The sequence below is a fragment of the Flexivirga endophytica genome (assembly GCF_014640635.1).
GTDB classification, from domain to species: domain Bacteria; phylum Actinomycetota; class Actinomycetes; order Actinomycetales; family Dermatophilaceae; genus Flexivirga; species Flexivirga endophytica.
Map to the genome: position 1 here is coordinate 108,461 of NZ_BMHI01000002.1, position 26,193 is coordinate 134,653.

Sequence of the window (26,193 nt, forward strand, 5' to 3'; positions counted from 1 at the left end):
CGTCGGGCCTATGCGAAAGAGATGGTGAAGTCCGGCATACGTCGCAGTCTGCTCCAGCCCCAGCCGATGCAGATCGCCACGGTGAACAGGGTCAGCGAGGTGCTGAAGACCCCGCGCGACAGCAGCGCATCGCGGGCGCCGAGTTGCAAGAAGCCCATGCTCATCCCGACGTCGATCAATCGGGACAGACCCCACAGCACGCACACCTGGGTGAACATCCGATGCGCCAGCTTGTCGTGCATCAGCATCTGCGGCAGCACGATGAAGTCGCGGGCCAGATGCTTGGTGATGGGCCGCCCGATCGCGGCACTGCCCAGGAAGATCAGCGCCATCAGCAGCGATCCGGCGATCGGTTGCAGCACGTAGATGTAGACGCTGGACAACGCCAGCGAGAGTGTCGTCCGTCCGACGAGCATCAGCACCGCGATGAGCAGGGTGCGCGGCACCGACGACTGGGTCCGCAGACGCACCGCGACGATCAGTCCGGACCACACCAGGACCGAGATCAGGCCCCACAACTGGCCGACGGTGGCCAGGGCGGCATACAGCAGCAGTGCGGGTATGACGACCGCCTCGAGCAACATGCGCCCCGCCCGTAACGCGGAGGTGCGCACGAACTCCCGGTCGATGATCAGCGCACAGGCACCTTGCTGCGCCGCCGCTCGCGAAGGCATGGATCACACTATGACACCGCCACCTGTGAGCGACCCGGCGTTTCGCTCCGAGTCAGTGGCGAGTGCGCCAGCCCGCTGATGCCGATGCCGATCAGCACCGCGGTCACCGATACCGCGGCCAGTGCGCCGGCACTGTGCGGGGCCGTGACGTGGAAGCCGAAGATCCCGGCCAGGTAGCTGATCACCGGGTTGGTGATGCTCATCGCGGCCACCGCCCACGGCAGCGAGCCGTTGGCGAATGCGGCCTGCTCGATCAGCAGGCCCGACGCGGTGACGACCGCGAGGCAGTAGCCGGGCCAGTCGAGCGCGGTGTGCAGGACACCGGGGCCGAAGAGGTCCTCGGTGGTGAGCTTGGTCAGGACCGCGTTGCCGGCGAAGCACATGCCCGCCGCGACGGCGAGCAGCAGGCTGGCGGCGCGCGCGTCGTTCTGCCCGCGCGCGAAGACGACCAGGGCCACCACCGAGGCCGCCATCGCGATCAGCACCCAGATGACCTGGCCGCGGTTGGGGGTGCCGTGCAACGGCGCAGCGCCGCTGACCGACAACAACACGATGAGGCCGGCGCAGATGCACAGGACATAGCCCCAGTCCTTGGCCCGTGGTCGCATCCGGCTGCCGAGGCCGGTCAGCAGGAGGGCGAAGAGCACCTGGCTGACCATCACCGGCTGCACGAGGGCGACGCTGCCGAGGTGCAGTGCCGCGGCCTGGACGAGGAAGCCGACGTTGTTGATGACGAATCCGGTCAGCCACAGCTTGCGCCGGACCAGCGCCCGGACGAATGCGGTGAAGCCGTGCACCGTCGCCAGCGAGTGCTCGCTCGTCGCCTGGGAGGCCGCGCGTTGCTCGAGCATCGCAGACAGTGCGAACGCGAACGCGGCCGCACAGGCGAGCAGGAGCACCAGCCACAGCATTCAGTCGCCTCCTCCTAGACGCTCCTTCTCACCCCAACGCCCGGCCAGCCGCGTGTATGCCGCCGGCCACACCGACCGCACGACCGGTGCCACCCGGAGCGCGGGGTCGGCAAACCGCTCCGGTCGACCGGACGCGATCAGCGAGACCAGCTGTCGGGCAACGGTCTCCACGTCTCGTGGCCGTGGCCGCTGCCGTGCGTATGGCGTCCCACGGTGGAGGAAGAAGTCCGTGTCGACCACACCGGGGATGAAGGTGCTGACCTCCACCCCGGTGCCGGCGGCCTCGAGCCGCAGAGAGTCGGCGAACGCGTCGAGAGCGGCCTTCGTGGCGGCATACACGGCCTCGCCGGCGACGCCGGTGCGTCCGGCGATGCTGGTGACGAAGCACAGGTGACCGCGCTCCCGGGCCAGCAGTTGCGGCAGGACTGCTCGGGAGAGCGAGATCGGCGCGGTCAGGTTGGTCGCGACGAGCTCGGGGATGCGCTCGGGCGGCATCCGGTCGAAACCGCCCTGCCAGCCGATGCCGGCGTTGTGCACGACCAGATCCAGGCGGCCGTGTGCGGTGGTTGCCTCGTCGACGAGGCCCTGGTGCTGCTCGGGATCGGCCAGGTCACCCAACACGTATGCCGCGCCGAGGTCGTCGGCGACCGCTCGGGTGCGCTCGGCGTCGCGTCCGTGGACGACGACGCGGACACCGTGATCGGTGAGCTCGCGCGCGACCGCGGCACCGAGCCCGCTGCTGCTGCCGGTGACGAGTGCGATGGTGCCGTGGAGTCTCATGCGAAGCCGCCACGAAGTATCGGAGCGACGAAGGCGCGGAAAGCTTCGTGTAGTGCTCTCATGCGCGGCTCAGGCGCGTGCGCCACCGGCGTGCCCCGCCGCGTCCCCCGGACCGGTGGCACGTGTCCTCGGCAATGCGCCGATCCGCCACGACATCAACCATATTCGAGTGCTATGACTTTGCGATACCGGGTTTCCGGCGTGCGTTTCCTGCGGCCACCTGTCCCGAAGTGCCGACGGTCGTCAGGTCGGGACGTGTTTGGGCGTCGGACCTGTCCCGTAGTGCCGACGGTCGTCAGGTCGGGACGTGTTTGGGCGTCGGACCTGTCCCGTAGTGCCGACGGTCGTCAGGTCGGGACGTGTTTGGGCGTCGGACCTGTCCCGAAGTGCCGACGGTCGTGAGGTCGGGACAGGACTGCAGACAGAACGACGCGGGTCGAGACCCCCGATCCCGACCCGCGTCGCATGCCCAGGTGTCGGCGTCAGCCGACCTCGAGCGCGATCTCCTCGGTGTCGCGCAACTGCTCCACCGGCTTGGCGGCATCACGCTGGCCCGCGCCGGGCGACGTACGCCGCATGACGAGCATCACCAGGGCGAACGCGACGAAGAGCATCAGCCCGCCCACCTGGAAGCCGCGGTCGGCGCCGGTCACGAAGGTGTGTATGGCGTGATCGTTCGCCCCCGGTGCGACGGCGGGGTCCTTCCCGGCGGTGGCGAAGATCGTCACCAGCACGGCGAGCCCGAGGGCGCCGCCGAGCTGCTGGGTGACATTGACCAGGCCGGAGGCCACCGAGATGTCCGACTTGTCGACCCGGGAGAGCCCGGCGGTCGTCAGCGGGACGAAGGCGATGCCGTTGCCGAGTGCGAAGACCAGCAGCGACGGCAGCAGGTTGCCGTAGGTGCTGTCGGCGGTCAGCGTCGACATCATCACCAGGCCGATGCCGGACAGCAGTGTGCCGACGGCGGCGATGGTGCGGGTCGAGTAGTGCTTGACCACCACTCGCGCGACGAGCTGCGAGCTGATGAAGATGACGACCGGGATCGGCAGGAACGCCATACCCGACTGCCACGGTGTCCAGCGCAGCACGATCTGCATGAACTGGCTCATGAAGAAGAACGCGCCGAGCGAGCCGGCGACCAGCATCAACCGGGCGATGTATGCCGTGGCGCGGTCGCGGTCCGCGAAGAGCCGCAACGGCATCACCGGCGATGTCGCACGAAGCTCGACGCCGATGAAGACGGCGAGCAGCACCAGGCCGACGCCGAACGCGGCGAGCGTGCCGCTCTCGGTCCAACCGTCGGACGCCGCGCGAATGAATCCGTAGACGACAGAGGTCATTCCGACCGTCACCAGGAGAGCACCGGTGACGTCCACCGATCCGCGCACTCCCTTGTCGCGGGACAGCGAGCGGAATCCGGCCGCGAGCACCGCGACACCGATGGGGATGTTGACGAAGAAGACCCAGCGCCAGGAGGCGACCGAGGTCAGGATGCCGCCGGCCAGCAGCCCGGTGGCGGCTCCGGAGGCGGAGACGACGGTGTACCAGCCGATGGCGCGCGTCTGCTCCGCGCCGGGCTTGTAGAGGGACATCAGGATCGCCAGCGCGGACGGTGCGGCGAAGGCGGCACCGGCACCCTGGAGCGCGCGCGAGGCGAGCAGTAGTCCCTCGTCCTGTGCCAGACCGCCGGCGAACGACGCGAGGACGAAGACCGTCATACCGGCCAGGAAGGTGGCGCGACGACCGAGCAGGTCGCCGGCGCGCGCGCCCAGCAGTAGCAGGCCGCCGAACGCAAGGGTGTAGGCGTTGACGATCCACGACAGGGACGTGGACGTCATGTGGAGTTCGGTGCCGATGTCGGGCAGTGCGATGTTCACGATCGCGGCGTCCAGCACGAGCATCAGTTGGGTCACCAGGACCGCTGTGAGCACGAGTCCGGTGCGGCCGGCGCCGCGGGCGGCCGGTCGGTCGATTGGTGTCGGCCCCACGGCGGGGCCAGACTTGGTAGTAATGGTCACGAGATGTGTCCTTCGCGAGAGCGAGGCGTACCATGAATAGAAAGCGGAGTTGACCTCCGCTTAGAACTATACGGAGGAATCCTCCGGTTTCGCAACCGGAAATTCCGTGAGGTGTGAGAACCATGGCCACAAGCGGCTCGGCAACGGCGACGAAACGCACGCCCACTTCGGCATCCAGCGACCCCCAAACCCCTGCGAACGCAGCGGATTCGGCGACGCAGGGCGCGTGCGGCAAGCCCCTGCGCGCCGATGCGGCACGCAACCGCCAGAAGCTGGTCGATGTCGCGACCACGGCGTTCACCGAGGACGTCGACACCCCGCTCGACGAGATCGCCAAGCGCGCCGGCGTCGGCATCGGCACGCTCTACCGCCACTTCCCGACCCGTTGCGATCTGGTCCTGGCGGTGTATGGCGACCAGGTCGCCGGGTTGGAGCAGCGCTCCTACGACCTGCCCAAGGAACTCGAGCCGGGCGAGGCGCTGCACGAGTGGATGCGCGGCTTCGTCGGCTACTACGCGGTCAAGATGGGCCTGATCAATCTGCTGCGCTCGATGATGCAGGGCAACCCGGAGACTTTCGAGTCGGCCCGCAACCGGATGCGTGAGTCCGCCGCACGCGTGCTGCAGCCCGCCATCGACGCGGGCGTCGTACGCCCCGACGCGACTGCGACCGAGCTGACCCGCGCCCTCGGTGGCGTGTGTCTGGCCTCGTCCACCCCGGAGGGCCAGGAGACCTCACTCGCTGTCGTCGACCTCATCTACGACGGCCTGCGTTTCGGAGCCCCGAACTCGTCTGGGCTCGACTCCTCGCGAGACGCCTGACGCCGCTGCTCGCACGCTCGCGGGCGTCGTCATCCGTCTAGGTCGTCGTCTCACCGGCGTCCGCTGATCGTTCGGTTTGCATGGCGTTGCCGGTCACCTGCGCGCAGGTCGAGCGCCGCATGTCGCCATCGCTCGCAGCGTCGACTGCGCCTTGTCCAGCGTCTCCTGCCACTCGGCGTCCGGGTCCGACAACTGCGTGACCGCGCCACCCACGCCGATCTCGAAGCGGTCCCCGGTCAGCTGCACGGTGCGGATGGCCACGTTGAGCGTCGCGGCGCCGTCCAGTCCGAGCAGGCCGATCGACCCCGAATAGACGCCCCGCCGCTCCGCCTCGAGACCGCCCAGCAGCTGCACCGAGCGTTCCTTGGGCGCGCCGGTCATCGACCCGGGCGGGAACGCGACACGCACCAGGTCCAGCGCATCTGCGCCGTCCGGGAGCTCGCACTCGATCGTGCTCACCAGTTGTATGACGGTCGGGAAGTGCCGAACGCCATACAGCTGCGTGACTCTCGTGCTCCCGGGCACCGCGACCCGGTTGAAGTCGTTGCGGACCAGGTCCACGATCATCAGGTTCTCGGCGCGGTCCTTGCGAGCGCCGGCCAGCTCGGCGGCGCTCGCGGCATCGACCGCCGGGTCGCCCGTCGCCGGACGGGTCCCCTTGATCGGTGCACTGCGTGCGTGGCCGGCGGCGTCGACGGTGAGGAACAGCTCCGGCGACCCGGACACGATCACCCGGTCGTCGCCGATGCGCAGGTATGCCGCGTACGGCACCGCGCCACCGGCGCGCAGCGCCCCGAAGAGCCGCAGCGGGTCGCCGTCGAACGACCCGGTGATCCGGTGGGTCAGGCACAACTCGTAGGACTCTCCCCGGGCGATCGCCTCCTGGCAGGCGGCGATCGACTCGAGGTAGTCGGAGCGGGCGATGAGTTCGTGTCCTGGGAGAGCGCCGCCAACGGGCACCGCCGGTGTGACGTCCGGCAGCGCACCGTGCTCCAGGCGATCGATCATCTCAGCGCGCCACCGATCGAGTCCGTCGACCGACGTGCGGTCGTCCGGATCGTCCAGACCGACCAGATAGCAATGGTTCTCGGCATCGACCACCACCGCTCGAGTGACGAGCAGCCACCACGCGTCCGGCCAGTCGCTCGCAGTGTGCTGGTGCGGCTGTGCCAGGCCCAGCAACTCGATCCCCAGCTCGTAGCCGAAGTAACCGGCGTACCCGAGCGTCACACCCGGGTCGTCGCCGACTCGCTGCAGTCCCGCAGGCGACAGCCGACGCTGCAGAGTGTCCAGGATGCCGGTCGGCACCTCCGTCGCGGTGTCGCCCCGCACGACCTGGACACCCTCGCCACAGCGCCCGATCAACCGGTGCGACAACCGCGGATCTGCCCAGCCCACAACGGTGCACGTAGTCCCCGGCCGTGTCGCGACACCGTCGACGACGACGTCGGGTTCGGTCCCGCTGAGCTCCAGCACCTGGTCCACCGAGAGCCGCCGTCCGATGTGAGTGGCTCGCTGCCGGGTCGGCGACGGTGGGCCGAGCCGATCATCGGCCGCCGCCGCGAGGCGTAGGAAATTGCCGATCAACGTCGGCCCGAAGCTGCTCTCGATCGACTCCGGGTGGAACTGCACACCCCAACGCGGCCGGCCCGCCGTCCGCAACGCCATCAAGGTGCCGTCCGCGGCATACGCCAATGGGACGACCGGTTCCTGCACCGAGGAGACCTCGAGGCTGTGATAACGGACAGCGGTGAATCGCGTTGGTATGCCGTCGAACAACGGGTCGCCGTGGTGCTCGATGGTGGATGCCTCACCGTGCACCGGATGGGCAGAGCGTGCGACGACTCCGCCGTGCAACAGCGCGAGCAGCTGGTGCCCGAGGCAGACGCCGAGCACCGGCAGCTCGCTGTGTTCGAGCACCTCCCGTGAGGTGCCGACGTCGGCCGGTGTGCCGGGATGGCCGGGCCCGGGTGAGATCACCGCGGCGTCGAACGACGATGACCAGCCGAGCGGCAGCGGGGTGTCGTTGCGTACGACGTCCGTGCTTACGCCGGGGACTTCACGCAGCAACTGCAACAGGTTGTGCGTGAAGCTGTCGTGGTTGTCGATCAGCAGGACGCGCACGGTAGTTGCGTCCCCTCGCCCAGCAGGTCGGCAACCGGGCCACGTGCCTCGTCGAGCACCTCCTGCAGCCGATCCCGCAGCGCCGGGTTCGGTTGGTATGACGCGTCATTCACCCGTTCGACGACCCGCACACCGTGCAGCGACGACAGCGTGAAGACGGCAGGAGCAGCCAGCAGTCGCGACGGGGTCACGGTGTCGAGCCGGACCGGTCGGCCGGCTCGTTCGCCCAGTACCTCCAGGGTGATGCCGGCCAACCGCGGCGCGTCCGGGACGATCAGCTCGCCGCCCTGCGCGATGAGCAGCGTGGCGAAGACGGTCTCGGTCAGCGAGCCGTCGCCGGTGGCGAGGACCTGGTCGTCATACCCGGCATCGGTTGCCTGCCGGTGCGCATAGAGCTGGGACAAGTAGTCAATCCCCTTGATATCAGGACGTTTTCGAGCATCCAGAGTCCCCTGGAGCAGCAGCGTCGTGCTGCTCCGCAGATGTTCCACGGGAAACGGCCGGAGCACCAACCGGAGCCCCTTGCTGGTCCAGACGAAGCCCGGGAACCACGAGCCGTCGGACGGAAGGTGGGCCAGCGCGTGGTCGTACGCCGCCACCGTCTCGTCCTTGTCGACCCCGAACACTTCCTGCAAGTGAGCGGTGAAGCGCGACCGGTGCCGATCGACCGCTATGCCGGCGCCGTCATACAGGTGCCACGAGTCGAGCACGATCTCCCCGGCCCGAGCGAGCTCGGTCACTGTGTGGTCGGTCAGCAGCGGGCAGTCCGGCCGCGATGCGGAAGTCATGCCAGATGAGTAGCACACGTTCGCTGGTCGAGCTCCGGGGGAGCGCGGCAACGCGGTGGGTCGAGTGCCGGGGGAGTGCGGCGGAGGAGGTGTATCGACCGCGTGGGGTCCTCCGTGCGGACGCCATCTTTCGGCATACTCACGCACAACACACAGGAACGAGTAGCATCACCTCGATATATCAACTCGATACATGCCGGGGCTGATCCGGATGTCACGGAAGGCGGACTCGTGAGGACGAACGGTACGCAGGCGCGGCTGGCTGCGGTGCTGGTGATCGGCGCGATGGCGCTGGCCGGCTGCAGCAGCACCGGCGGCAAGAACGCCACCGAGCAGAAGGCCGGCAAGGGCGGCCACGCCAACACGCCACGGTTCACCGCCGCGCTGATCACGCACTCCGCGCCCGGCGACACCTTCTGGGACATGGTCCGCAAGGGTGCACAGGCCGCTGCGGACAAGGACAACATCAACCTGCAGTACTACTCGGACCCGGATGCCGCCAAGCAGGCGAGCCTGGTGCAGGCCGCGGTCGACAAGAAGGTCGGCGGCATCGCCGTCACCCTCGCCAAGCCGGATGCGCTGAAGAAGGCGGTCAAGAACGCCGAGGCGGCCGGCATACCCGTCGACGGACTCAACTCCGGCACCGACCAGATGGGTCCGATGGGCCTCATCGGCTTCTTCGGCCAGGACGAGCTCGTCGCCGGCGAGGCGGCCGGCCAGCGGCTCAAAGAAGCGGGCGCCAAGCGGCCGATCTGCATCATCCACGAGCAGGGCAACGTCGGCCTCAACGACCGTTGCAAGGGTGTCAAGGAGAAGGTCCCCAGCACCAAGGTCGTCTACGTCAACGGCGCCGACCTGCCGTCGGTGCGCTCCACAATCACCGCAAAACTGCAGCAGGACAAGCAGATCGACTGGATCGTCGGCCTGCAGGGCGACGTCTCCCTGAATGCCGTCAAGGCGGTCGAGGGCACCGGCTCGAAGGCGAAGATCGGCACCTTCGACACCAACGCCGGCATCGTCAAGGCCATCCAGTCCGGCACCGTGCAGTTCGCCGTCGACCAGCAACCGTGGCTGCAGGGCTACCTCGCGATCGACGCACTGTGGCTCTACCGCACCAACGGCGACACCGTCGGCGGTGGCAAGCCGACGCTCACCGGCCCGGCGTTCGTCGACAAGAGCAACGTGGACAAGATCGCCGAATACGCGAGCAAGGGCACCCGCTGATGTCCAGCGCGACGACGACGCCGGACCGAAGGCCCGACACGACCACCGACACCCGCACGGCGCCGAGATCGCCGATCGCCGCGCTGCTCGGCAAGCCCGAGGTCGGCGCGTTGATCGGCGCGATCGCGATCTGCGTGCTCTTCCTGTCGGTCGCGCCCGCCTTCCGCGGCCTGGCCAACGTCGGCACGATCCTCTACCAGTCCTCGGCGATCGGCATCATGGCCGTGCCGGTGGCGCTGCTGATGATCGGCGGCGAGTTCGACCTGTCCGCCGGTGTAGCGGTGACGAGCTCGGCGCTAGCGGCGTCGATGCTCGCCTGGGAGTTCAATTTCAACGTCTGGGTCGGCATCCTGCTCGCGCTGGCGATCTCGCTGGCCGTGGGATTCGCCAACGGATGGTTGCTCTACCGCACCCGGTTGCCCAGCTTCCTGGTCACGCTGGGCACCTACTTCGTGCTGCAGGGCGCCAACCTCGCGGTCCCTCGGCTGATCGACGACAACGTGACGTCGCCGAAGATCGACGACATGGCCGGATTCGACTCCGCGCACGCGGTCTTCGCCTCCAGCCACACATTCTTCAAGAGCGACTCGTTCGAGGGCATCACGATCAACATCTCGGTGCTCTTCTGGGTCCTGCTCACGGTGGTCGCCGCAGTCGTGCTGACCCGCACCCGCGCCGGCAACTGGATCTTCGCGGCCGGCGGCGACGCCGAGGCCGCCCGTGCCAGTGGTGTGCCGGTGGTGCGCACCAAGATCGGGCTCTTCCTCTTCGTCGGCTTCGCCGCGTGGTTGCTGGGTATGCACACGCTGCTCAACTTCGCGACCGTGCAGTCCAACCAGGGCGTCGGCAACGAGTTCATCTACATCATCGCCGCGGTCGTCGGTGGCTGTCTGCTCACCGGCGGTTTCGGCTCGGTGATCGGCGCCTCGATCGGCGCACTGATCTACGGCATGACCAACCTCGGCATCACGTATGCCGGCTGGAACGTCGACTGGCTGAAGACCTTCCTCGGGATCATGCTGGTGCTCGCGACGCTGATCAATATGTGGGTACGACGACAGGCGGAGCGCCGATGAGCGCCGCACGCGGGTCGAGTAGCGAGGAACGAGCGTATCGAGACCACGAGGAGCCGAAAAACGTGGAACCCGAAGCAGACTCGGAGCATGATGCCACCGATTCCGTCATACGCCTCGAGGGTGTGGGCAAGACCTACGGCACGGTTCGCGCCCTGACCGGCATCGACCTGTCGGTGCAGGCGGGCGAGGTCACCTGCGTGCTCGGCGACAACGGCGCCGGCAAGTCGACGCTGATCAAGATCATGGCCGGCCTGCACGAGCACACCTCGGGCACGATGCTGGTCAGCGGCAAGGCCCGGAAGTTCGGCAGCCCCCGTGAGGCGGTCGAGGCCGGCATCGCGACGGTCTACCAGGACCTCGCACTCGCTCCGCTGATGTCCGTATGGCGGAACTTCTTCCTGGCCAACGAGATTCGCAAGGGTCCACTGCGGCTGCTGGATGCCGACCGGATGAAGCGGATCACCCGCGACGAGCTGGCCAAGATGGGCATCGACCTGCCCGACGTGGACCGCCCGGTCGGCTCGCTCAGCGGCGGGCAGCGCCAGTGCGTGGCGATCGCGCGCGCCATCTACTTCGGTGCCAAGGTGCTGATCCTGGACGAGCCGACCGCTGCGCTGGGTGTGAAGCAGTCCGGCGTGGTGCTCAAATACGTTGCCCGCGCGGCGGAGTCGGGTCTGGGCGTCGTGTTCATCACGCACAACCCGCACCACGCGTTCCTCGTCGGCGACCACTTCGTCATACTCAAACTCGGCCAGATGGCGCTGGACGCCTCACGCGACGAGATCACCGTCGAGCAGCTGACCGAGCAGATGGCCGGCGGCGACGAGTTGGCCGAGCTGCGGCACGAGATGCACGAGGCCGACTGAGCGAGCCGACCACGCTCGCCTCCATCACTGGCACACCTAACGCCGAGTGGCACACCTGCAGGTGCGCCACTCGGCGTTTGCTGTGCGACTCGGTGGATCAGCAGAGCTGCCCCGACCATGACCGAACGACGGGTCGAGTCATGACATTCGGCACAGGTGCCCGCGCGGCCGCCGACCTACTGTGAGTGTCATCGCGGAGGACACTTTCGAAGAAGGCGAGCACGATGACATCGATTCGACTGCACCGGTCACAGTGGTGGCTGCTGATCCCGGCTGGGTGGGTGCTGGTCGGCGTCGTCGGCCAGTGGCTGGTCTTCCCGATGGTGCTGCTGACGATCTTCCTCGGCGGTGGGCTGTCCCGCTGCGGTGGTGGCTCGGCCAAGCTGGACCGGCGGCGTGAGCACCTGCAGCGACGGCAGGAGCACCTCGCGGCACAGCAGGCCCACTGGCAGCAGCGGTATGCCGCACCGGCGCCGCGAGTCGACCTCACCAAGCCGGCACCCGTCGAGTCGCTCGCCACGCTGGCCGCGTCCGCTCGGATCCCGGCCGACGTCCGTGAGCGCGCGCAGCGGCTCGACCGCGAATGCGTCAGCACCCTCACCTACCTCCGCGAGCACGGCGCGCCGGCCGCGCAGGTCTTCGAGGTCGAGCAGATCCAGACCGACTTCGGCCCCCAGGCACTGCGGTCCTACTTGGCACTCGCTCCGGGTACCGCCGACACCACCGAGGTGCTGGACGGCAAGACCGGCCACCAGCTGATCGTCGAGCAACTCGACCTGCTGCTGGACGAGGTCGCCGCGCACCTGCACCGCGCAGCCCGGTTCGGCAGTGACGCGTTGCTCGCCAACCACCGCTTCCTGACGGACAAGTTCGGACCCGGAGGGGACTCGGAGCTCACCATCTGAGCGACGAAGTATGGCGCGGCACTTCGGGGGAGCCGCGCCATACGTGTGTTTGCCGGCAAGCACCGTGCGCACCCCGACCCTGGGGAGACGTGTGGACGCCCGGAGGTCACGAGACCGTACATATCTCGACCCAGTGTCAGGCCGTGAGCGGCCAGGGATCGGACTCGGAAGTCTTCACCGCAACCGGACGGCCAGCTGCCCGTTGTCCAGCAGTTTGGTCTCCACCAGCTTGTCGTGACTCTCCACGAAGGCGCGGAACGATGAGAACCCGAGCGACTTCTCCTTGAAGGTCGAATCCAGCCGTTGCATCTGGCTCTTCAGGCTGGACGAGTGCTGCCAGCCGTCGTCGCTCTTCTCCGCGCCGATCTGGATCGCGCGCCGCAACAATGCGGTGGCCGGCGGCTCCTTGCTCTTCGCCGCCTTCTTGGTGGTCCGACCCTTGGTGGTCTTCCTGGCGACGGGTTTCGTGGCAGTGTCCGTCTCCGGTTCGTCGGCGTCCGTGGAAGCATCACTCGCCGGATCGTCGGAGACGCCGGGCAGATCGCCATACGAGCTGAAGTCGTCGCACGCCGCCACCAGGGCGCGACTGGTGGAGCCGGTGACGCCGATACCGACGACGAACCTGCCCAGTTGCTTGCACCGCTGCGCGAGTGCGATGTAATCCGAATCCCCGCCCACCACAACGACATGCGTGATGTCGGCGTGCTGGAAGAGGTCGTCGACCGCGTCGATCGACAGCCGTATGTCGGCACCGTTCTTCGTCCCCGACGTCGCGAAAAGCTGCACCAGGTCGACCGCCCGATCGATCAGCTGCCGCTTGTAAGCCGCGTTCGCCGGCACCGACCAGTCGGCATACGCCCTGGTGAACGCCACGGTCCCGAAGGACGACGCGTAGTCGATGATCGCACCCAGATCGACCTCGGCCTCGATGAGCCGACGAGAGACCTCGCCCTCCTCGGCGGGCGTGTGGTCGCGGGCGTCGTCCTTGCGCCACCGCCCGGAGCCGTGCACGGCGTCATAGCGCGAGATCACCATGTTGTCGAAGTCGATGTAGACCGCGATCCGTGCATCACTCATGCACTCGACCCTAGTGCGGACCCAGGCCGTATGCCGCCCGCGGCGCTACTCGGCCACCGCCGCGACGGCCTCGACCTCCACCAGCTGATCGGGATAGCCGAGCACCGCCACGCCGATCAGCGTGCTCGGCACGTCGTGCGCACCGAAATGCGCTGCGACGACGTCCCACGCGGCCACCAGCTCGGCGCGGTCGTGTGTTGCCACCAGGACGCGAGTGCTCAGCACGTCGGTCAGCAGCGCGCCAGCAGCAGCGAGCGCGATCTCCAGGTTTTCCAGGCAGATTCGCGCCTGCCCTCCGACATCACCGACCGCCGCGGTGGTGCCGTCAGGGTGCAGCGGGCAGGCGCCGGCCAGGTGGATCAGCCGGCTGCCGGCGGGTGCCGTTGCGGCATACGCGTATGGCGCAGGCGCCAGTTCGGCTGACCGGATGAGCTGCACGGAGGACATACCGGGACGCTATCCGTGCAGGCCAGGACTCATCGAACGAATATCGCTGCCAACTCGCCGGGCTCGGGACCTGCAGAGCGTGCGCCGGTCCTGCCGCGCACCTTGTGCCGGTCCCAGACGCGCAGATGTGACGCCGGGCGGTTGAGGGCCAGCAGGAGGTGCGCCGGGCCGCACGTTCTACTGGTCGTAAGTCTCGGAGCGGCGAGTGTGGGCGTTCCGTCCTGCAGATGGTGCGCGGGTCCCGCGCGCACCATCTGCCGGGCACAAACCGATCCACAACCCGCGCGGGCCACAAACCCATCGCCACAAACCTGTGAAAAGCTCGGCGTCGTGCCGGAATTCGCGATGCTGCCTCACCTGTCCGAGATTGCCCTGTCCGCTTCGAAAGCAGTGGTCGGCGTCAGTCGGGCCGGTGAGCGCATCTTCGCACGTGTCGGCGATGTGGACGAGCACTCGATCTTCCGGATCGCGTCCCTGACCAAGACGTTCACCGCGGTCGCCACCGTGCGTGCTGCGGCGGCCGCCGGAGTGCCGTTGCACACGTCGGTCCGGCAGTTGATGCCTCCACTGAAAAGCAGGTGGAGCGCCGACCGGGACATCACCGTCGAACACCTGCTCGCCCAGACCTCGGGGCTGACGCCGGCGGTCACCGCTGCCGATGCGGCAGCCGTGGGCGAGGGCGACGACGCCCTGCTGGCCGTCTGCGAGTTCGTCGTGCGAGCGGGCAGCGACCGGAGACCCGGTGACCGCTGGGAGTACTACAACGGCAACTACTTCCTCGCCGGCGCGGTGACGGCGGCGCTGGCATCGTGCAGCTACGAGGACACGCTCGAGCGACTCGTCCTCGCACCGGCCGGCCGACTCGGCGGATACCGCACGGCGATGCTGCTGCTGCCGCGCGTCGAATTCGCAGCGGTCGCGCTCGCGAACGACGCATCGGCGCTGCCGGCGATCGCTCGCGTGCTCAGCGACCTACAAGAAGGTGTGACCGGCGACGACCTGACTGCGGCCATCGCCGCCTTCGCCGCGTAGCGCAGTTGCCGAAGGGCAAATATGACGGGATACGCCACAGATTGTAAACGTTTTCCATCGGCGTGGTATCGGTTCGGCAAGCTGACGGCAAAGCTTTGCCCGGCGAGGGAACCAAACCCCCGCGGGCGCCGTGGACAGGGCCAAGATCCGGTGGTGGCACACACCTCTGCCACTTCCTGACAGGAGCCCTCATGTCCCGCTCGTCCCTCACCCTGAAACTCGGCGTCGGTGCCACCGCGCTGGCCTTCTCCTTCGTCCCGGCGCTGTCGGCGCGAGCGGCCGGCGGCGTCACCTACGCGGCGCTGGGCGATTCGTACTCCTCGGGTGTCGGGGCCGGTGACTACATCGACAGCAGCGGTGCGTGTGATCGCAGCCCCAACGCCTACTCGGCACTGTGGGCGCAGCAGCACAGCCCCTCGTCATACACCTCGCTCGCCTGCTCGGGCGCGAAAACCACTGACGTCATTGCTAATCAGCTCGGCGCGCTGTCCACATCGACCACGCTCGTCAGCATCACCATCGGGGGCAACGACGTCGGTTTCAGCCGCATCATGCAGGACTGCATCCTGGACGGCACCACGACCTGCGTGAACGAGGTCAACGCCGCCAAGGCCGACGCGAAGGCCAACCTGCCCGGCAAGCTGGCGACCGTCTACAACGCGATCAAGTCCAAGGCGCCCAACGCGCACGTGGTCGTCCTCGGCTACCCGGACTTCTACGACCTGAGCAAGGACTGCGTCGGCATCAGCCAGGAGTCCCGCACCGCCATCGACAGCGGCATCGACCTCATCGACTCGATCACCGGCACCGCTGCGACGCAGGCCGGGTTCACGTATGGCGATGTGCGCTCGTCGTTCGACGGCCATGAGATCTGCGACAGCGACCGTTGGCTGCACTCGGTGAACTTCCTGGACATCGAGGAGTCCTACCACCCGACGGCGGAAGGTCAGGCCAACGGCTACTTGCCGGTCTTCGCTGCCAAGGCCTGAGCGCCATACTCGCTAGGCTTCCGGTACGGCGGCTCCCGAGGAGGGACCCGGTGCGGGAGGTGTGAGGTATGACGGACGGCGACGCGTTCGAGCGCCTCGTCGCACTGCTGACCGCCGCGCCGAACTCGCTGACGGCTCCGGCCGCCGAGCTCGCCGCGGGGCTGCACTACTCACGCTTCCACTTCGAGCGCATCGTGACCGCTATCGCGGGCGAGACGCCGACGGCGTTCCGGCGGCGAATTCTGTTGGAACGAGCGGCATACCGGATGATCCGGACCGAGCGGACCCTGCTGGAGATCGCACAGGAGGCAGACTTCTCCTCCAACGCGGCGTTCACCCGCGCGTTCGACCGGGCCTACGGTCTGCCGCCGTCGCGATGGCGGGAGCGGCCCACCAAGTTCCAGCTGGCCAGCCCCAACGACGTGCACTTCCATCCGCCGGCCGGTCTGCGGCTACCGGCGCGATCCGCTGCTGCCGCAACGGATGTCACCCAGGAGTCGGTGCGGCATCACGCCTGGCTGGTCGGCGAACTGGTCGAGCGCGCGACTCGACTGACCGGCGCGCAACTCGACGCGCAGCTGCCGATGCAGATCGACGGCATCGACGGAGATTCGTTGCGCTGGTTGCTTTCTCGGCTGATTGGGCAGATGGAGATGTGGCTCGCTGCGATGAACGACCGCGAATACGATTTCACCGTCGAGGACGCCGAGTCGGTCAGCTCCATGCGGCGTCGCGTCGCGCGGATCGGGCCGGAGTTCGTGTCGTCCGTGGCGAGCGTGGATGCCGAAAACCATTGGGACGAAACGTTCGTCGATGCCTTCTCCCAGCCACCGCAAGTCGTCACGTATGCCGGGATGGTCGCCCACGTGCTCACCTTCTCGGCGCACCACCGGCTGCTCGCGCTCGATCGGTTGCGGGCCTTCGGCATCACCGACCTCGGGTATGGCGACCCGAAGTACTGGTTCGGCGAGGAGCCGTCCGGTCGGAGCTGAGTGCATCGGCGAGGATGCCGAACTCGATCAAGCCGAGTGCGTCCGAACGCGGCACGCTGATCGACATGGAAACGACACGGACTGTTATCGAAGCGGCACCCGGCGCCGCCCCCGAATCCCCCGAACCGGGCCGAGACTGCTGGTTCTGCCAGGACGCCATACGCACCGATCCGCCGCCCGGCGGATGGCTGCTCGACGACGGCATCTGGCGTGCCGGCGCAGCTCCGGTCGGGATGGCCGCGGCCGGCACCGTGGTGCTGGAAGCGAAGCGGCATGTCCAGGACCAGTCCGGTTTCGACACGCGCGAGGCCATCACGTTCGTGCCGTCGCTGGGCGCCGTCCTCACCGCGATGCGCGCCGGGCTGGGCTGTGACCGCGTCTATCAGTGGTCGACCATGGCGGCATACCCGCACTTCCACGTCTGGCTCATCCCGTGGTGGCAGACCTCGGCGCACGAGGGGCCGGCGCACCTGCTCGACACGGTCGAGTCACCCGCCACCGAAGCGGACGTGACGGCAGCGACGGCGCGCATCGCGCAGGCGTTGCGCTAGTCGAACGAAGTCCGTCAGTCGCGGCGACGACGCAGGCGCCACCCGGCGCCCGCACTGCCGGCGCCGACGAAGAGCAACGCGGCAGCGAGCCCGGCGCCGACCGTCGTGTTGGACGACGGCCCGGAGTCGCCGTCGGTGATGATGACCGGCCCGGACGAGATCGGTGTGCTCGACCCACCGGCGGGAGCCGTCGTCGGTGGGTTCGTCGGTGAGGCGCTCGGCGGACTGGTCGGCCTGGTCGGCGGCTGGTACTTCTCCGGCGCGAGCGAGTTGCCGGGTGCGATGTTGCCGCAGCTGGACGGCGCTTGGGCGCCGGCGAACCTTGCAGCGAGCCAGCCCAGGGCACTGGTCGCCCAGGTGGTGACCGCGCCGGTGTGCCCGGTGTTGTCGACCTGCTGGTACTGGATCGCATTGTTCGCCGTGCAGTACTGCCGGGCCAGCGACCGCACGTCGCCGGAGATCATCACGCCGTCCCCGGGTCCGATCCCCGGCTTGTCGCCGATCGTGCCCTCCTCGTCGGCGCCGGACGCCTGCACGATCGACATCGGGATGCTCGGGGTCGGCCGGCTGCCGAGGTTGAGCTTGTTGGCCACCCTGACGAACTCCTTGATGGAGTCGGGGTTCGCGTACTCCGGTTTTACCAGCTGCTTCCAGGTCAGGCCGGGGTACTGGCCCACGACGTCACCGATGATCGCGTTCTGCATCGAGTTCATCAGTTTCTTGCCGTATGGCGACAGGTATCGGTCGAAGTCGATGCCGTAAGCGCGAGCGACTCCGATGAGCGCCATCGGGGCGATCCCCGCCCACTGCTTGCTGCCGTCGACATACCGCAGGTTCCGCGCCGGAGCGACCAGCAGGCCGCCCTCGGAGGCTCCCACCAGGTTCTTGTTGACGTCCGGCGCGTAGGTCGGGGCGAGCACAGCGGCCCAGTCGGCGCCGATCGCGCCGCCGGAGTAGCCGGCCAGCCCGACCTTGGTGCTGGCGTTGAGGCCGGTGTCCTTGGAGCGGGTGGCGGCCCGGATGGAGTCCAGCGACACGGTGCCGTACTCCGGCCCGGCCGCGAAATCCGCTGTGGGGCCTTGCGAATCGGGTTCGATGACTGTGTAACCCTGGCTGAGGAAGATGCTGATCAGTTGCGTCTCGTAGGTGGTCTTGCCGGCGGCGACCAGTCGCGACGGGCCGTCCTCGGGGTTGAGCGAGTCGTATGCCGACTCGTACGAGATCGCCGCTCCTGCCTTCGGACTCGCCGGTTTGTAGATCGACGTGACGGCTGCGTTCGCGCGGCCACGCGCGTCGGTCGAGCGGTAGAGCAACTGGACGACGGAGACATTGTTGCCGCTGATCGGATAGCTCAGGGTCCGGCTCTTCAGGATCGCGCCCGGTTTGTATGACGACAGCGGTTTGCTGCCGGAATAGCTGAAGAACGGATCGGTGGTGGCCGCACGCGCCGGAGCTCCGGCGCTGGCGAAGACGGTGCTGGCGGTGACCACTGCGAGTGACGTGCCGACAAGGATTCGTTTCACGGCCCTGGCTCCCAAACCTCGAGGAAGCGCGTGGCAGCGCGTTCCTGGCGATGAACGAAATCGAACGTAGCAGCGCCGGTGCCATGCCGCCGGGGTTTCCACGACAAGCCCTACGACACCTACGGACCGGCCCGAAGTCGCCTAAAGCGATCAAGTCGGCCGACGGCGTTCCGCGGCACGCTTGGTGCATGGACACCACATCGGACTCAGCAGACTCGACGACCCCGCGGACCGCGGACGCGGAAGCGGCGGCAGATGGTGGCCCGCTCGCCGGACAGATCGTGCTGATCGCCGGCGCCTCGCGCGGCCTCGGCCGGGCCTGCGCCATCGAATTCGCAGCAGCCGGAGCGTATGTCGTGTGCACCGGCCGCAGCACCCGGTCGGCCCCGACGCACCACGAACCGGCCGACCTCACCCTCGAGCGGACCGTCGACGAGGTGGAGGCGCAGGGCGGGCACGGTGAGTGGCATCGGTGCGACCACACCGATCCCGTCCAGGTCGAAGACCTGGTGCGTGACGTCGTCGACCGGCACGGACGGATCGACATACTCGTCAACAACGCCTGGGGCGGGCACGACCACCACGATCAACCCGGTGGTGAGGAGGTGTGGGACGAGCCGCTGGATCAGTTCAGGGCGATGCTGCTCGGCGGTGCGTATTCGGACTTCGTCACCTCGATGCTCACCCTGAAGCTCGCGATGGCGCCGGCCGGCAAGGGGCTCATCCTGACGTCGACCTGGCACACACCCGAGCCGCCGGCCTGGCTGCCCTACGAGTCGAGCAAGGCCGCCAAGAACCGGCTGGTCTACGCGCTCGGCTATCACCTGCAGCCCAAGGGGATCCCGGCGATCGCGGTCGCGCCGGGCTGGATGCGCACCGAGTTGATGGAGGCGAAGGTCCCCGCGGAGGAGCTCGCCGGCAACACCGAGTCACCGCGGTATGCCGCGCGGGTGATGGTCGCGCTCGCGACCGACCCGAAGGTGCAGCGGTTCAGCGGTCAGGTCGTCGACGTGGGCGAACTTGCCGTCGCGTATGGCGTCACCGATCTGGACGGAACGCAGCCGCAGCCCAACGCCGGTCGCTTCGAGCCGAGCCGCGCGCTCCCGCCACACCCCGAGGGCTGACTTCTCGCCGAGAGGACAGGCGATGACCGACAGGACACCCGATTTCGGCCGAAATCCGCCAGATCGCCTGTCCTGTCGATATTCCGCTGTCCTCTCGGCGAGAACGGCAGTGCCCCGCAACGAAGAAATTCGTCTGCGGGGCACTGCCGTTTCTGCGAGGAGTCAGAGCAATGGACTCAGCGCTGCTCGGTGCCCGCGATGAACGCCTCGAGCTTCTCGCGGCCGAGGCTGTCCTCGCGCTGCTCGGGCGGGGACTTCATCAGGTAGGACGAGGCCGACAGCAGCGGGCCGCCGATGCCACGGTCCTTGGCGATCTTCGCGGCGCGGATCGCGTCGATGATGATGCCGGCGGAGTTGGGGGAGTCCCAGACCTCGAGCTTGTACTCCAGGTTCAGCGGAACGTCACCGAACGCGCGACCCTCGAGGCGGACGTAGGCCCACTTGCGGTCGTCGAGCCACTGCACGTAGTCCGACGGGCCGATGTGGACGTTGCGACCGTCCTTGATGCCGGCCAGCGGGCCGCTCAGGTTGGAAGTCACGGCCTGGGTCTTGGAGACCTTCTTGGACTCCAGGCGCTCGCGCTCGAGCATGTTCTTGAAGTCCATGTTGCCGCCGACGTTGAGCTGGTAGGTGCGGTCCAGCGTGACACCGCGGTCCTCGAAGAGACGGGCCATGACGCGGTGGGTGATGGTCGCGCCGACCTGGCTCTTGATGTCGTCACCGACGATCGGGACACCGGCGTCCTCGAACTTCTTGGCCCACTCGGGGTCGGAGGCGATGAAGACCGGCAGGGCGTTGACGAACGCGACGCCCGCGTCGATGGCGCACTGTGCGTAGAACTTGTCCGCCTGCTCGGAGCCGACCGGCAGGTACGAGACGAGCACGTCGACCTTGGCGTCCTTGAGCGTCTGGACGACGTCGACCGGCTCGCTGTCGGCCTCGGTGATCGTCATCGCGTAGTACTTGCCGATGCCGTCGAGCGTGGTGCCGCGCTGCACGGTGACACCGGTCGGCGGGACGTCCGCGATCTTGATGGTGTTGTTCTCGCTGGCGGTGATCGCCTCGGAGAGGTCGAAGCCGACCTTCTTGGCGTCGACGTCGAACGCGGCGACGAACTCGACGTCGTTGACGTGGTATTCGCCGAACTTCACGTGCATCAGACCCGGCACAGTCGTGTCGGCCGCCGCATCCTTGTAGTACTCAACGCCCTGCACGAGCGAGCTCGCACAGTTGCCGACGCCCACGATGGCGACGCGAATGGATCCCATTTCCTACTCCTTGTCGGATTCTTCGGTGGGGTCGGAGGCATGCTCCGGTGTCTCCCCATCGACCGGCTGGCCGGCTGACGCCGCCGTGCCGGGATTGGTGGTGCGGTATGCCGAACGCTCCGTCTCGATCAACTCCGACAACCAGCGCACTTCGCGCTCGGTCGACTCGAGGCCGTGACGGTGCAACTCGGCGGTGTATTTGTCGGTGCGCTCACGACGTTGACGGGACTGCTCCCGCGAGTCGTCCAGGCGCTCCTCCAGCCGGCTCCGGCGACCCTCCAGGATGCGCAATCGCACATCGCTGCTGGCTCGGCCGAAGAAGGCGAAGTGGACGTCGAAGTTCTCGTCCTCCCACGAGGCAGGGCCCGTTTGGGCCATGAGCGTCTGGAACTGCTCCTTGCCCTCCGCGGTCAGCTCATAGGTGATCTTGCCGCGCTTGCCGCCGAGCCCGGGGACCTGTCGGTCCTGATTGCCGGAGGCGCGCTCACTGATCCAGCCGCGCTCGACCAGGCCGCGAAGGCACGGGTAGAGCGAGCCGAACGACACTGCACGGAAGGCACCGAGCACGCCCGACAACTGCTTGCGCAGCTCGTAACCGTGCAGGGGCTGGTCGTGCAGCAGACCCAGGATCGCGAGCTCGAGGATGGCGCCACGACGTGACATGTGGGACCTCCTTGTAGCTCGTGTTCCGGTGGGTGTGAGAGCGAGCATACCGCACTCGATGTATCGACTCGATACATCGGCCAGAACCGCGAGTCGCTGCCGCGCAATTGCCGGGTTGTCCGCACGGGCGGTTACCCTTCATCGGTGACAGATGAGCAGGATGGGGCCGCTCGCGGCGACGCCGAGGGCAATGCCGAGCGTGGACCGCGCGGCAGCCGGCGATCCGCTGCAGCCGCTGCCGGGGGCCGCGGCCGACGCCGCAAGAAGGAGCACGGCCTGGCGTTCAAGGTCTTCTGGCGCACGGTGCTCGGCCTGTTCGGCCTGTGCCTGCTGGGCTTCATCGCCCTGGTCGTCATCTACCTGCGCACCCCCATCCCGGCGGCGCACGCCGACGCTTCCAAGCAGGTGTCGATCGTCTACTACAGCGACGGCAAGACCGAGCTCGGTCGCTTCAGCACCGTCAACCGCGAGGACGTCAAGCTGGCCAAGGTCCCCAAGACCGTCCGCTACGAATTCCTGGCCGCCGAGGACCGCGACTTCTACAAGAACTCCGGCGTCTCGGTCACCGGCACGCTGCGCGCGGCATGGAGCACACTGTCCGGTGGGCAGGAGCAGGGCGGCTCGACCATCACCCAGCAATACGTCAAGAACAACTTCCTCACCCAGGACCGCTCGGCCAAGCGCAAGGTCAAAGAGATCATGATCGCGCTCAAGGTCGACCGCAAGCTGTCCAAGGACGACATCCTCGAGGCCTACCTCAACAACATCTACTTCGGTCGCGGCGCCTACGGCATACAGGCCGCTTCGCAGGCCTACTTCGGCGTCGACGTCAACGAGCTCGACGCCAGCCAGGGCGCGTTCCTCGCGTCGGTCATCAACGCCCCGGGGCTCTACGACCCGCAGTACGGAAAGGCCGCCGAGACCCGCGCCAACGCGCGGATGACCTACGTGCTCGACGGCATGGTCAAGGAGGGCTGGCTGTCGGCGGCCCGGCGCGCGAAGGCGCACATGCCGCAGTTCAAGAAGTACGACCCGCACGCCCAGCAGGTCTCGGGCCCGAGCGGTTACATCGTGGCCGACGTGCGCGCCGAGCTGGAGAAGAAGCTCAAGCTCAAGCCGGAGGACATCGACCGCGGCGGGTTGCGCATCACCACCACGATCGACAAGGGCTCCCAGAAGGCGGCCGTAGCCGCGGTGCACAAGAACATCCCGACCCAGACCGCTCGCCTCGACGCATTGCACACGGGCCTGGTCGCGGAGAAGCCGGACGGCGCCGTCGTCGCGATGTATGGCGGCGAGGACATCAGCAAGAACGCCTACAACTCGGCGACCCGCGCGCAGCTGCAGGGCGGGTCGAGCTTCAAGGCGTTCGCGCTGGCCGCCGCGCTGCAGGACGGTATGACGCTGCAGACCAGGTTCAGCGGGGCGTCACCGTTGAAGGTCCAGGGTGCCAACGGGAAGTCGATCAAGGTCTACAACGACAACCACGAGCAGTTCGGGATGCTCACGCTGGACCGCGCGTTCGCGGTGTCGTCCAACACCGCCTATGTGCGGCTCAACCAGGCGCTCGGCACCGGCAAGACACTGGCCGCGGCGCAGCAGCTCGGCATACCGGCCAACTCTCCGGACATGGACAACCCCAGCACGACCGACGTCCTGGGTAGTGCGGCCGTGCGCGTCATCGACATGGCCAACGCCTACAACACGATCAGCGCCGAGGGCAAGAAGGCCGATCCTTACTTCATCAAGAAGGTCAGCAGTGTCGCCGGTGACTACAGCTACGACGCGCACCCCGACAGCAAGCAGGCGATCTCCAAGGACATCGCCGCCAACCTGGTCAACGGCATGACCGGACCGCTGAAGGACGCCGAGGGCACCGCCCACAAGACCGCCGGGCAGCTGAATCGCCCCGCGGCCGGCAAGACCGGCACGTCGAGCTACTACAAATCGGCATGGTTCACCGGTTTCACCCCGGACCAGCTGACGGTCTCGGTGGGCATGTATGCCGGGAACGGCACCGTCAGCCTCGACAAGGCGACCCACAACGAGAGCTTCTACGGCGGCGACACCCCGGCCACCGTGTGGCTGGACTTCATGCGGGCCGCGCTCAAGGGCGAGAAGGTCGCCAAGCTGCCAGAGACCAAGGACGTCAAGCAGACGACCACCTATTCGCCGCCACCGGTGACCTCGACGACGCAGCCGCCGACCAGCACCACGTCCTCCACACCGAGCTCGACCAGCACCACCAGTTCCTCGTCCTCGTCCAGCAGCTCCAGCTCGTCGACCTCGTCCACGACGACGGAGCCGTCCCCGACGACGACCACCACGACGACCTCACCGCCGCCGAGCCCGACGTCGCGCCCGACCCCGACGCGACCGTCCGTGCCGATCACGCCGCCGCCGGTCGGCAACGGGGGCCAGCCGGAGTCGTCGGAGCCGCAGCCAACCCCGTGACTCGGGGATCGCGCACTCGCGCCGGATCGGCGGGTTAGGCTCGCGCTCGTGCCTTCGCCCACACGCCTGACCGCGCCCAGTCGCCGGGAGGAACCTGCCGCGCTCGCCACCGGGATCATCGGCGGACCGGTCGGCCGGTTCGCCGCGATCGGGCGCCGTGGCTGGACGTATGCCGCCGCCATGCTTTCTGCGCTGGCATCGGTGTTGATCGCGCTCGGCGTGCTGCAGAAGAACCACTGCGTGCGTGACGGCTGGGGCTCGCCCGGTGCGTTGTGGCGGGCCTGCTACTCCGACCTGCCGGTCGGCTCCGGTGGCCCGAAGGGCGGCACGCCGTGGTCCGCCGGCGGCGCCGGACACAGCCAGCCGGTGCTGACCGCGATCCTCGACTGGTTCGTCAAACAACTGACGCCGGGCGGTAGCGCGCTGGGCACCCAACAGGTCTACTTCGCGATCGGCACCGTGATCATCGTGCTGCTGATCGCGTTGACCACGCTGGCCACCGCGTCGATGGTGCGCGACACCCCGTGGCTGGCCGCGCACGTCGCGCTGAGCCCGGTGCTGATCACGTCGGCGCTGGTGTCGTTCGACGTGTTCGGCGTCGCCCTTGCCACCGTCGGTATGGCGCTGTGGGCCCGCAAGCATCCGGTGGCCGCCGGCATCCTCCTGGGCGCGGCGGTGATGGCGCGGACCTATCCGCTGGTGCTGCTCGGGGCCATCGTGCTGATCGCGCTACGGGACGGCGCCCGCGGTCCGCTCCTGCGCTGCCTCGCCGGTGCCGCCGGTGCGATCGTCGTGTGCTTCGGCCTGGCCTACGCCATGGGCGGTGACCCGCTGGACCCCTACCGTGCCTGGTGGGACCAGGACGCCGGATACGGTTCTCCCGCCTACCTGTTGACGGTCGCGCACCACCCGCTGCCCGCCGCGTCACTGTCGATCATCGCGGTGCTCGGCTGGGTCGTGGCGTTCCTGCTCGGCCTCTACCTGAGTGGCCGGCCCGCCATACGCACGCAGATGGCGCCGCTGGCGCTGACGATGCTGGTGATCGTCATGCTGACCGGCAAGTCGATGTCGGTGCAGAGCTGCATGTGGGTGTTGCCGTTGATGGCCCTAGTCGCGCTGCGCTGGCGGGAGCACTTGATGTGGGCGGGCGCCGAGATCGCCTACTTCGTGATGACCTGGCTCTACATCGCCGGTCCGAGCAACACCGCGAAGGCGATGCCGGGCGCGGCATACTCCTTCTTCCTGCTGATCCGCGTCATCGCGTATGTCGGCATCGCGTGGGCATCCTGGGAGTCGTCGGAGGACCTGCGACGCGACCCTGCCACACCGCACTCCCCGCCGAAGGCCGCCGGCCCGGCCCGCGTCGTGCCCGACGTCAATCACCGATTAACGCCCGACGCCGGTTGACGGATAAACTCGCGTCCGGCCCATTGCCATCGACCCTGTCGGGGTCTGGCGGCATACTCGCGGACAGCACCGGAAGCGGTGACGACCGGGGGTGCGGGCCACGCTGCAACCCTCCTGTCACGGAGAGACCGTGACCGCTTGAGACCGAAGGAGGTGGGTTAACGCATGCGTCAGTACGAATTGATGATCATCATCGACCCCGAGCTCGACGAGCGCGTTGTCCAGCCCACGCTGGACAAGTTGCTCAAGGTCGTGACCGCTGAAGGCGGCAAGATCGACAACACCGAGATCTGGGGTCGTCGACGTCTTGCCTACGACATCAAGAAGAAGTCCGAGGGCATCTACGCCGTTGTGACGATGACCGCCGAGTCGGCTACCGCCAAGGAGCTCGACCGCCAGCTGTCGCTCAACGAGCAGATCATGCGCACCAAGCTGCTGCGCGTGGACGCCTGACGCTCGACATCTAGCAAGGGAGTTCC

General features: G+C 67.8%; 24 protein-coding genes. 13 read left to right on the top strand and 11 right to left on the bottom strand.

What is annotated here, in order from left to right; translation table 11 throughout:
- Positions 1–8: 8 nt before the first annotated feature.
- The 4 genes from IEX71_RS05475 to IEX71_RS05490 all read right to left on the bottom strand — a co-directional run bounded on the left by IEX71_RS05475 (position 9) and on the right by IEX71_RS05490 (position 4,353).
- Entirely contained in the window at positions 9–674 is a 666-nt protein-coding gene (locus tag IEX71_RS05475; protein WP_188835994.1) for a DUF3159 domain-containing protein, read from the bottom strand.
- A gap of 8 nt (positions 675–682) precedes the next feature.
- Positions 683–1,585, bottom strand: a complete 903-nt coding sequence (locus IEX71_RS05480) for a DMT family transporter (protein WP_188835995.1) — start codon at positions 1,583–1,585, stop codon at positions 683–685.
- On the bottom strand, positions 1,586–2,365 hold the full coding sequence (locus tag IEX71_RS05485; protein ID WP_188835996.1) for an SDR family NAD(P)-dependent oxidoreductase: 780 nt from the start codon (positions 2,363–2,365) through the stop codon (positions 1,586–1,588). It abuts the gene before it with no gap.
- Positions 2,366–2,847: 482 nt separating this feature from the next.
- Entirely contained in the window at positions 2,848–4,353 is a 1,506-nt protein-coding gene (locus IEX71_RS05490) for an MFS transporter (RefSeq protein WP_188835997.1), read from the bottom strand.
- 152 nt (positions 4,354–4,505) lie between these two features.
- Between IEX71_RS05490 and IEX71_RS05495 the strand changes: the two genes are divergently transcribed.
- Positions 4,506–5,204 (top strand): TetR/AcrR family transcriptional regulator, encoded by a 699-nt coding sequence (locus tag IEX71_RS05495; RefSeq protein WP_188835998.1) that lies wholly within the window; start codon positions 4,506–4,508, stop codon positions 5,202–5,204.
- A 93-nt stretch (positions 5,205–5,297) separates the two neighbouring features.
- Here the strand turns inward: IEX71_RS05495 and IEX71_RS05500 are convergent, their stop codons facing one another.
- Both IEX71_RS05500 and IEX71_RS05505 read right to left on the bottom strand, forming a co-directional pair.
- Positions 5,298–7,328, bottom strand: a complete 2,031-nt coding sequence (locus tag IEX71_RS05500; RefSeq protein ID WP_188835999.1) for a chorismate-binding protein — start codon at positions 7,326–7,328, stop codon at positions 5,298–5,300.
- Positions 7,313–8,116, bottom strand: coding sequence for an aminotransferase class IV (locus IEX71_RS05505; RefSeq protein ID WP_188836000.1), 804 nt, complete (start codon positions 8,114–8,116; stop codon positions 7,313–7,315). The genes IEX71_RS05500 and IEX71_RS05505 overlap by 16 nt, the downstream gene beginning before the upstream one ends.
- 231 nt (positions 8,117–8,347) lie before the next feature.
- Between IEX71_RS05505 and IEX71_RS05510 the strand changes: the two genes are divergently transcribed.
- The 4 genes from IEX71_RS05510 to IEX71_RS05525 all read left to right on the top strand — a co-directional run bounded on the left by IEX71_RS05510 (position 8,348) and on the right by IEX71_RS05525 (position 12,187).
- Entirely contained in the window at positions 8,348–9,340 is a 993-nt protein-coding gene (locus IEX71_RS05510) for a substrate-binding domain-containing protein (RefSeq protein ID WP_229749499.1), read from the top strand.
- Positions 9,340–10,416, top strand: coding sequence for an ABC transporter permease (locus IEX71_RS05515; RefSeq protein WP_188836001.1), 1,077 nt, complete (start codon positions 9,340–9,342; stop codon positions 10,414–10,416). Before IEX71_RS05510 ends, IEX71_RS05515 begins: the two co-directional genes overlap by 1 nt.
- 62 nt (positions 10,417–10,478) lie before the next feature.
- The gene (locus IEX71_RS05520; RefSeq protein WP_229749500.1) at positions 10,479–11,282 is read left to right on the top strand and encodes an ATP-binding cassette domain-containing protein; all 804 of its coding nucleotides are present in this window, start codon (positions 10,479–10,481) and stop codon (positions 11,280–11,282) included.
- Positions 11,283–11,506: 224 nt separating this feature from the next.
- Positions 11,507–12,187, top strand: a complete 681-nt coding sequence (locus tag IEX71_RS05525) for a hypothetical protein (RefSeq protein WP_188836003.1) — start codon at positions 11,507–11,509, stop codon at positions 12,185–12,187.
- Positions 12,188–12,361: 174 nt separating this feature from the next.
- Here IEX71_RS05525 and IEX71_RS05530 read toward each other — a convergent pair whose 3' ends face one another.
- Positions 12,362–13,264 (bottom strand): NYN domain-containing protein, encoded by a 903-nt coding sequence (locus IEX71_RS05530; RefSeq protein WP_188836004.1) that lies wholly within the window; start codon positions 13,262–13,264, stop codon positions 12,362–12,364.
- 45 nt (positions 13,265–13,309) lie between these two features.
- Positions 13,310–13,711 (bottom strand): RidA family protein, encoded by a 402-nt coding sequence (locus IEX71_RS05535; RefSeq protein WP_188836005.1) that lies wholly within the window; start codon positions 13,709–13,711, stop codon positions 13,310–13,312.
- Positions 13,712–14,041: 330 nt separating this feature from the next.
- On the opposite strand from IEX71_RS05535, the gene IEX71_RS05540 reads away from it, so the two are divergent.
- The 4 genes from IEX71_RS05540 (at position 14,042) to IEX71_RS05555 (ending at position 17,275) form a co-directional block, all read left to right on the top strand.
- Complete coding sequence (locus tag IEX71_RS05540) at positions 14,042–14,743, top strand: serine hydrolase domain-containing protein (RefSeq protein ID WP_188836006.1); 702 nt, start codon at positions 14,042–14,044, stop codon at positions 14,741–14,743.
- 191 nt (positions 14,744–14,934) lie between these two features.
- Positions 14,935–15,732, top strand: a complete 798-nt coding sequence (locus IEX71_RS05545; protein ID WP_188836007.1) for an SGNH/GDSL hydrolase family protein — start codon at positions 14,935–14,937, stop codon at positions 15,730–15,732.
- A gap of 68 nt (positions 15,733–15,800) precedes the next feature.
- Entirely contained in the window at positions 15,801–16,724 is a 924-nt protein-coding gene (locus IEX71_RS05550) for a helix-turn-helix domain-containing protein (RefSeq protein WP_188836008.1), read from the top strand.
- 65 nt (positions 16,725–16,789) lie between these two features.
- Positions 16,790–17,275 carry a hypothetical protein gene (locus tag IEX71_RS05555; protein WP_188836009.1) on the top strand — a complete coding sequence of 162 codons (486 nt, stop codon included), beginning with the start codon at positions 16,790–16,792 and terminating at the stop codon, positions 17,273–17,275.
- A gap of 14 nt (positions 17,276–17,289) precedes the next feature.
- Here the strand turns inward: IEX71_RS05555 and IEX71_RS05560 are convergent, their stop codons facing one another.
- Positions 17,290–18,798 carry a lipase family protein gene (locus IEX71_RS05560; protein WP_229749501.1) on the bottom strand — a complete coding sequence of 503 codons (1,509 nt, stop codon included), beginning with the start codon at positions 18,796–18,798 and terminating at the stop codon, positions 17,290–17,292.
- A gap of 188 nt (positions 18,799–18,986) precedes the next feature.
- Here IEX71_RS05560 and IEX71_RS05565 point away from each other — a divergent pair, with 188 nt between their 5' ends.
- Positions 18,987–19,922, top strand: a complete 936-nt coding sequence (locus IEX71_RS05565) for an SDR family NAD(P)-dependent oxidoreductase (protein ID WP_188836011.1) — start codon at positions 18,987–18,989, stop codon at positions 19,920–19,922.
- A gap of 176 nt (positions 19,923–20,098) precedes the next feature.
- Here the strand turns inward: IEX71_RS05565 and IEX71_RS05570 are convergent, their stop codons facing one another.
- Together IEX71_RS05570 and IEX71_RS05575 are read right to left on the bottom strand one after the other, a co-directional pair.
- Positions 20,099–21,190: an inositol-3-phosphate synthase gene (locus IEX71_RS05570; protein WP_188836012.1), complete on the bottom strand. Its 1,092-nt coding sequence runs from the start codon at positions 21,188–21,190 to the stop codon at positions 20,099–20,101.
- A gap of 3 nt (positions 21,191–21,193) precedes the next feature.
- Positions 21,194–21,853, bottom strand: coding sequence for a PadR family transcriptional regulator (locus IEX71_RS05575; protein WP_188836013.1), 660 nt, complete (start codon positions 21,851–21,853; stop codon positions 21,194–21,196).
- A gap of 144 nt (positions 21,854–21,997) precedes the next feature.
- Between IEX71_RS05575 and IEX71_RS05580 the strand changes: the two genes are divergently transcribed.
- From IEX71_RS05580 to rpsF, 3 genes are all read left to right on the top strand, one after another.
- Entirely contained in the window at positions 21,998–24,307 is a 2,310-nt protein-coding gene (locus IEX71_RS05580) for a transglycosylase domain-containing protein (RefSeq protein WP_188836014.1), read from the top strand.
- A 48-nt stretch (positions 24,308–24,355) separates the two neighbouring features.
- The gene (locus tag IEX71_RS05585; RefSeq protein WP_188836015.1) at positions 24,356–25,714 is read left to right on the top strand and encodes a glycosyltransferase family protein; all 1,359 of its coding nucleotides are present in this window, start codon (positions 24,356–24,358) and stop codon (positions 25,712–25,714) included.
- Between the two features lie 165 nt (positions 25,715–25,879).
- Entirely contained in the window at positions 25,880–26,167 is a 288-nt protein-coding gene (gene rpsF / locus IEX71_RS05590; protein WP_188836016.1) for a 30S ribosomal protein S6, read from the top strand.
- Positions 26,168–26,193: the final 26 nt, after the last annotated feature.

What these genes read in the sequence shown, in the direction of transcription:
- IEX71_RS05535 (WP_188836005.1), bottom strand. Translation starts at nt 13,711, where the DNA reads ATGTCCTCCGTGCAGCTCATCCGGTCAGCCGAACTGGCGCCTGCGCCA.
- IEX71_RS05495 (WP_188835998.1), top strand. Translation starts at nt 4,506, where the DNA reads ATGGCCACAAGCGGCTCGGCAACGGCGACGAAACGCACGCCCACTTCG.
- IEX71_RS05565 (WP_188836011.1), top strand. Translation starts at nt 18,987, where the DNA reads ATGGACACCACATCGGACTCAGCAGACTCGACGACCCCGCGGACCGCG.
- IEX71_RS05530 (WP_188836004.1), bottom strand. Translation starts at nt 13,264, where the DNA reads ATGAGTGATGCACGGATCGCGGTCTACATCGACTTCGACAACATGGTG.
- IEX71_RS05555 (WP_188836009.1), top strand. Translation starts at nt 16,790, where the DNA reads ATGGAAACGACACGGACTGTTATCGAAGCGGCACCCGGCGCCGCCCCC.
- IEX71_RS05480 (WP_188835995.1), bottom strand. Translation starts at nt 1,585, where the DNA reads ATGCTGTGGCTGGTGCTCCTGCTCGCCTGTGCGGCCGCGTTCGCGTTC.
- IEX71_RS05485 (WP_188835996.1), bottom strand. Translation starts at nt 2,365, where the DNA reads ATGAGACTCCACGGCACCATCGCACTCGTCACCGGCAGCAGCAGCGGG.
- rpsF (WP_188836016.1), top strand. Translation starts at nt 25,880, where the DNA reads ATGCGTCAGTACGAATTGATGATCATCATCGACCCCGAGCTCGACGAG.
- IEX71_RS05505 (WP_188836000.1), bottom strand. Translation starts at nt 8,116, where the DNA reads ATGACTTCCGCATCGCGGCCGGACTGCCCGCTGCTGACCGACCACACA.
- IEX71_RS05570 (WP_188836012.1), bottom strand. Translation starts at nt 21,190, where the DNA reads ATGGGATCCATTCGCGTCGCCATCGTGGGCGTCGGCAACTGTGCGAGC.
- IEX71_RS05475 (WP_188835994.1), bottom strand. Translation starts at nt 674, where the DNA reads ATGCCTTCGCGAGCGGCGGCGCAGCAAGGTGCCTGTGCGCTGATCATC.
- IEX71_RS05525 (WP_188836003.1), top strand. Translation starts at nt 11,507, where the DNA reads ATGACATCGATTCGACTGCACCGGTCACAGTGGTGGCTGCTGATCCCG.
- IEX71_RS05515 (WP_188836001.1), top strand. Translation starts at nt 9,340, where the DNA reads ATGTCCAGCGCGACGACGACGCCGGACCGAAGGCCCGACACGACCACC.
- IEX71_RS05550 (WP_188836008.1), top strand. Translation starts at nt 15,801, where the DNA reads ATGACGGACGGCGACGCGTTCGAGCGCCTCGTCGCACTGCTGACCGCC.
- IEX71_RS05575 (WP_188836013.1), bottom strand. Translation starts at nt 21,853, where the DNA reads ATGTCACGTCGTGGCGCCATCCTCGAGCTCGCGATCCTGGGTCTGCTG.
- IEX71_RS05545 (WP_188836007.1), top strand. Translation starts at nt 14,935, where the DNA reads ATGTCCCGCTCGTCCCTCACCCTGAAACTCGGCGTCGGTGCCACCGCG.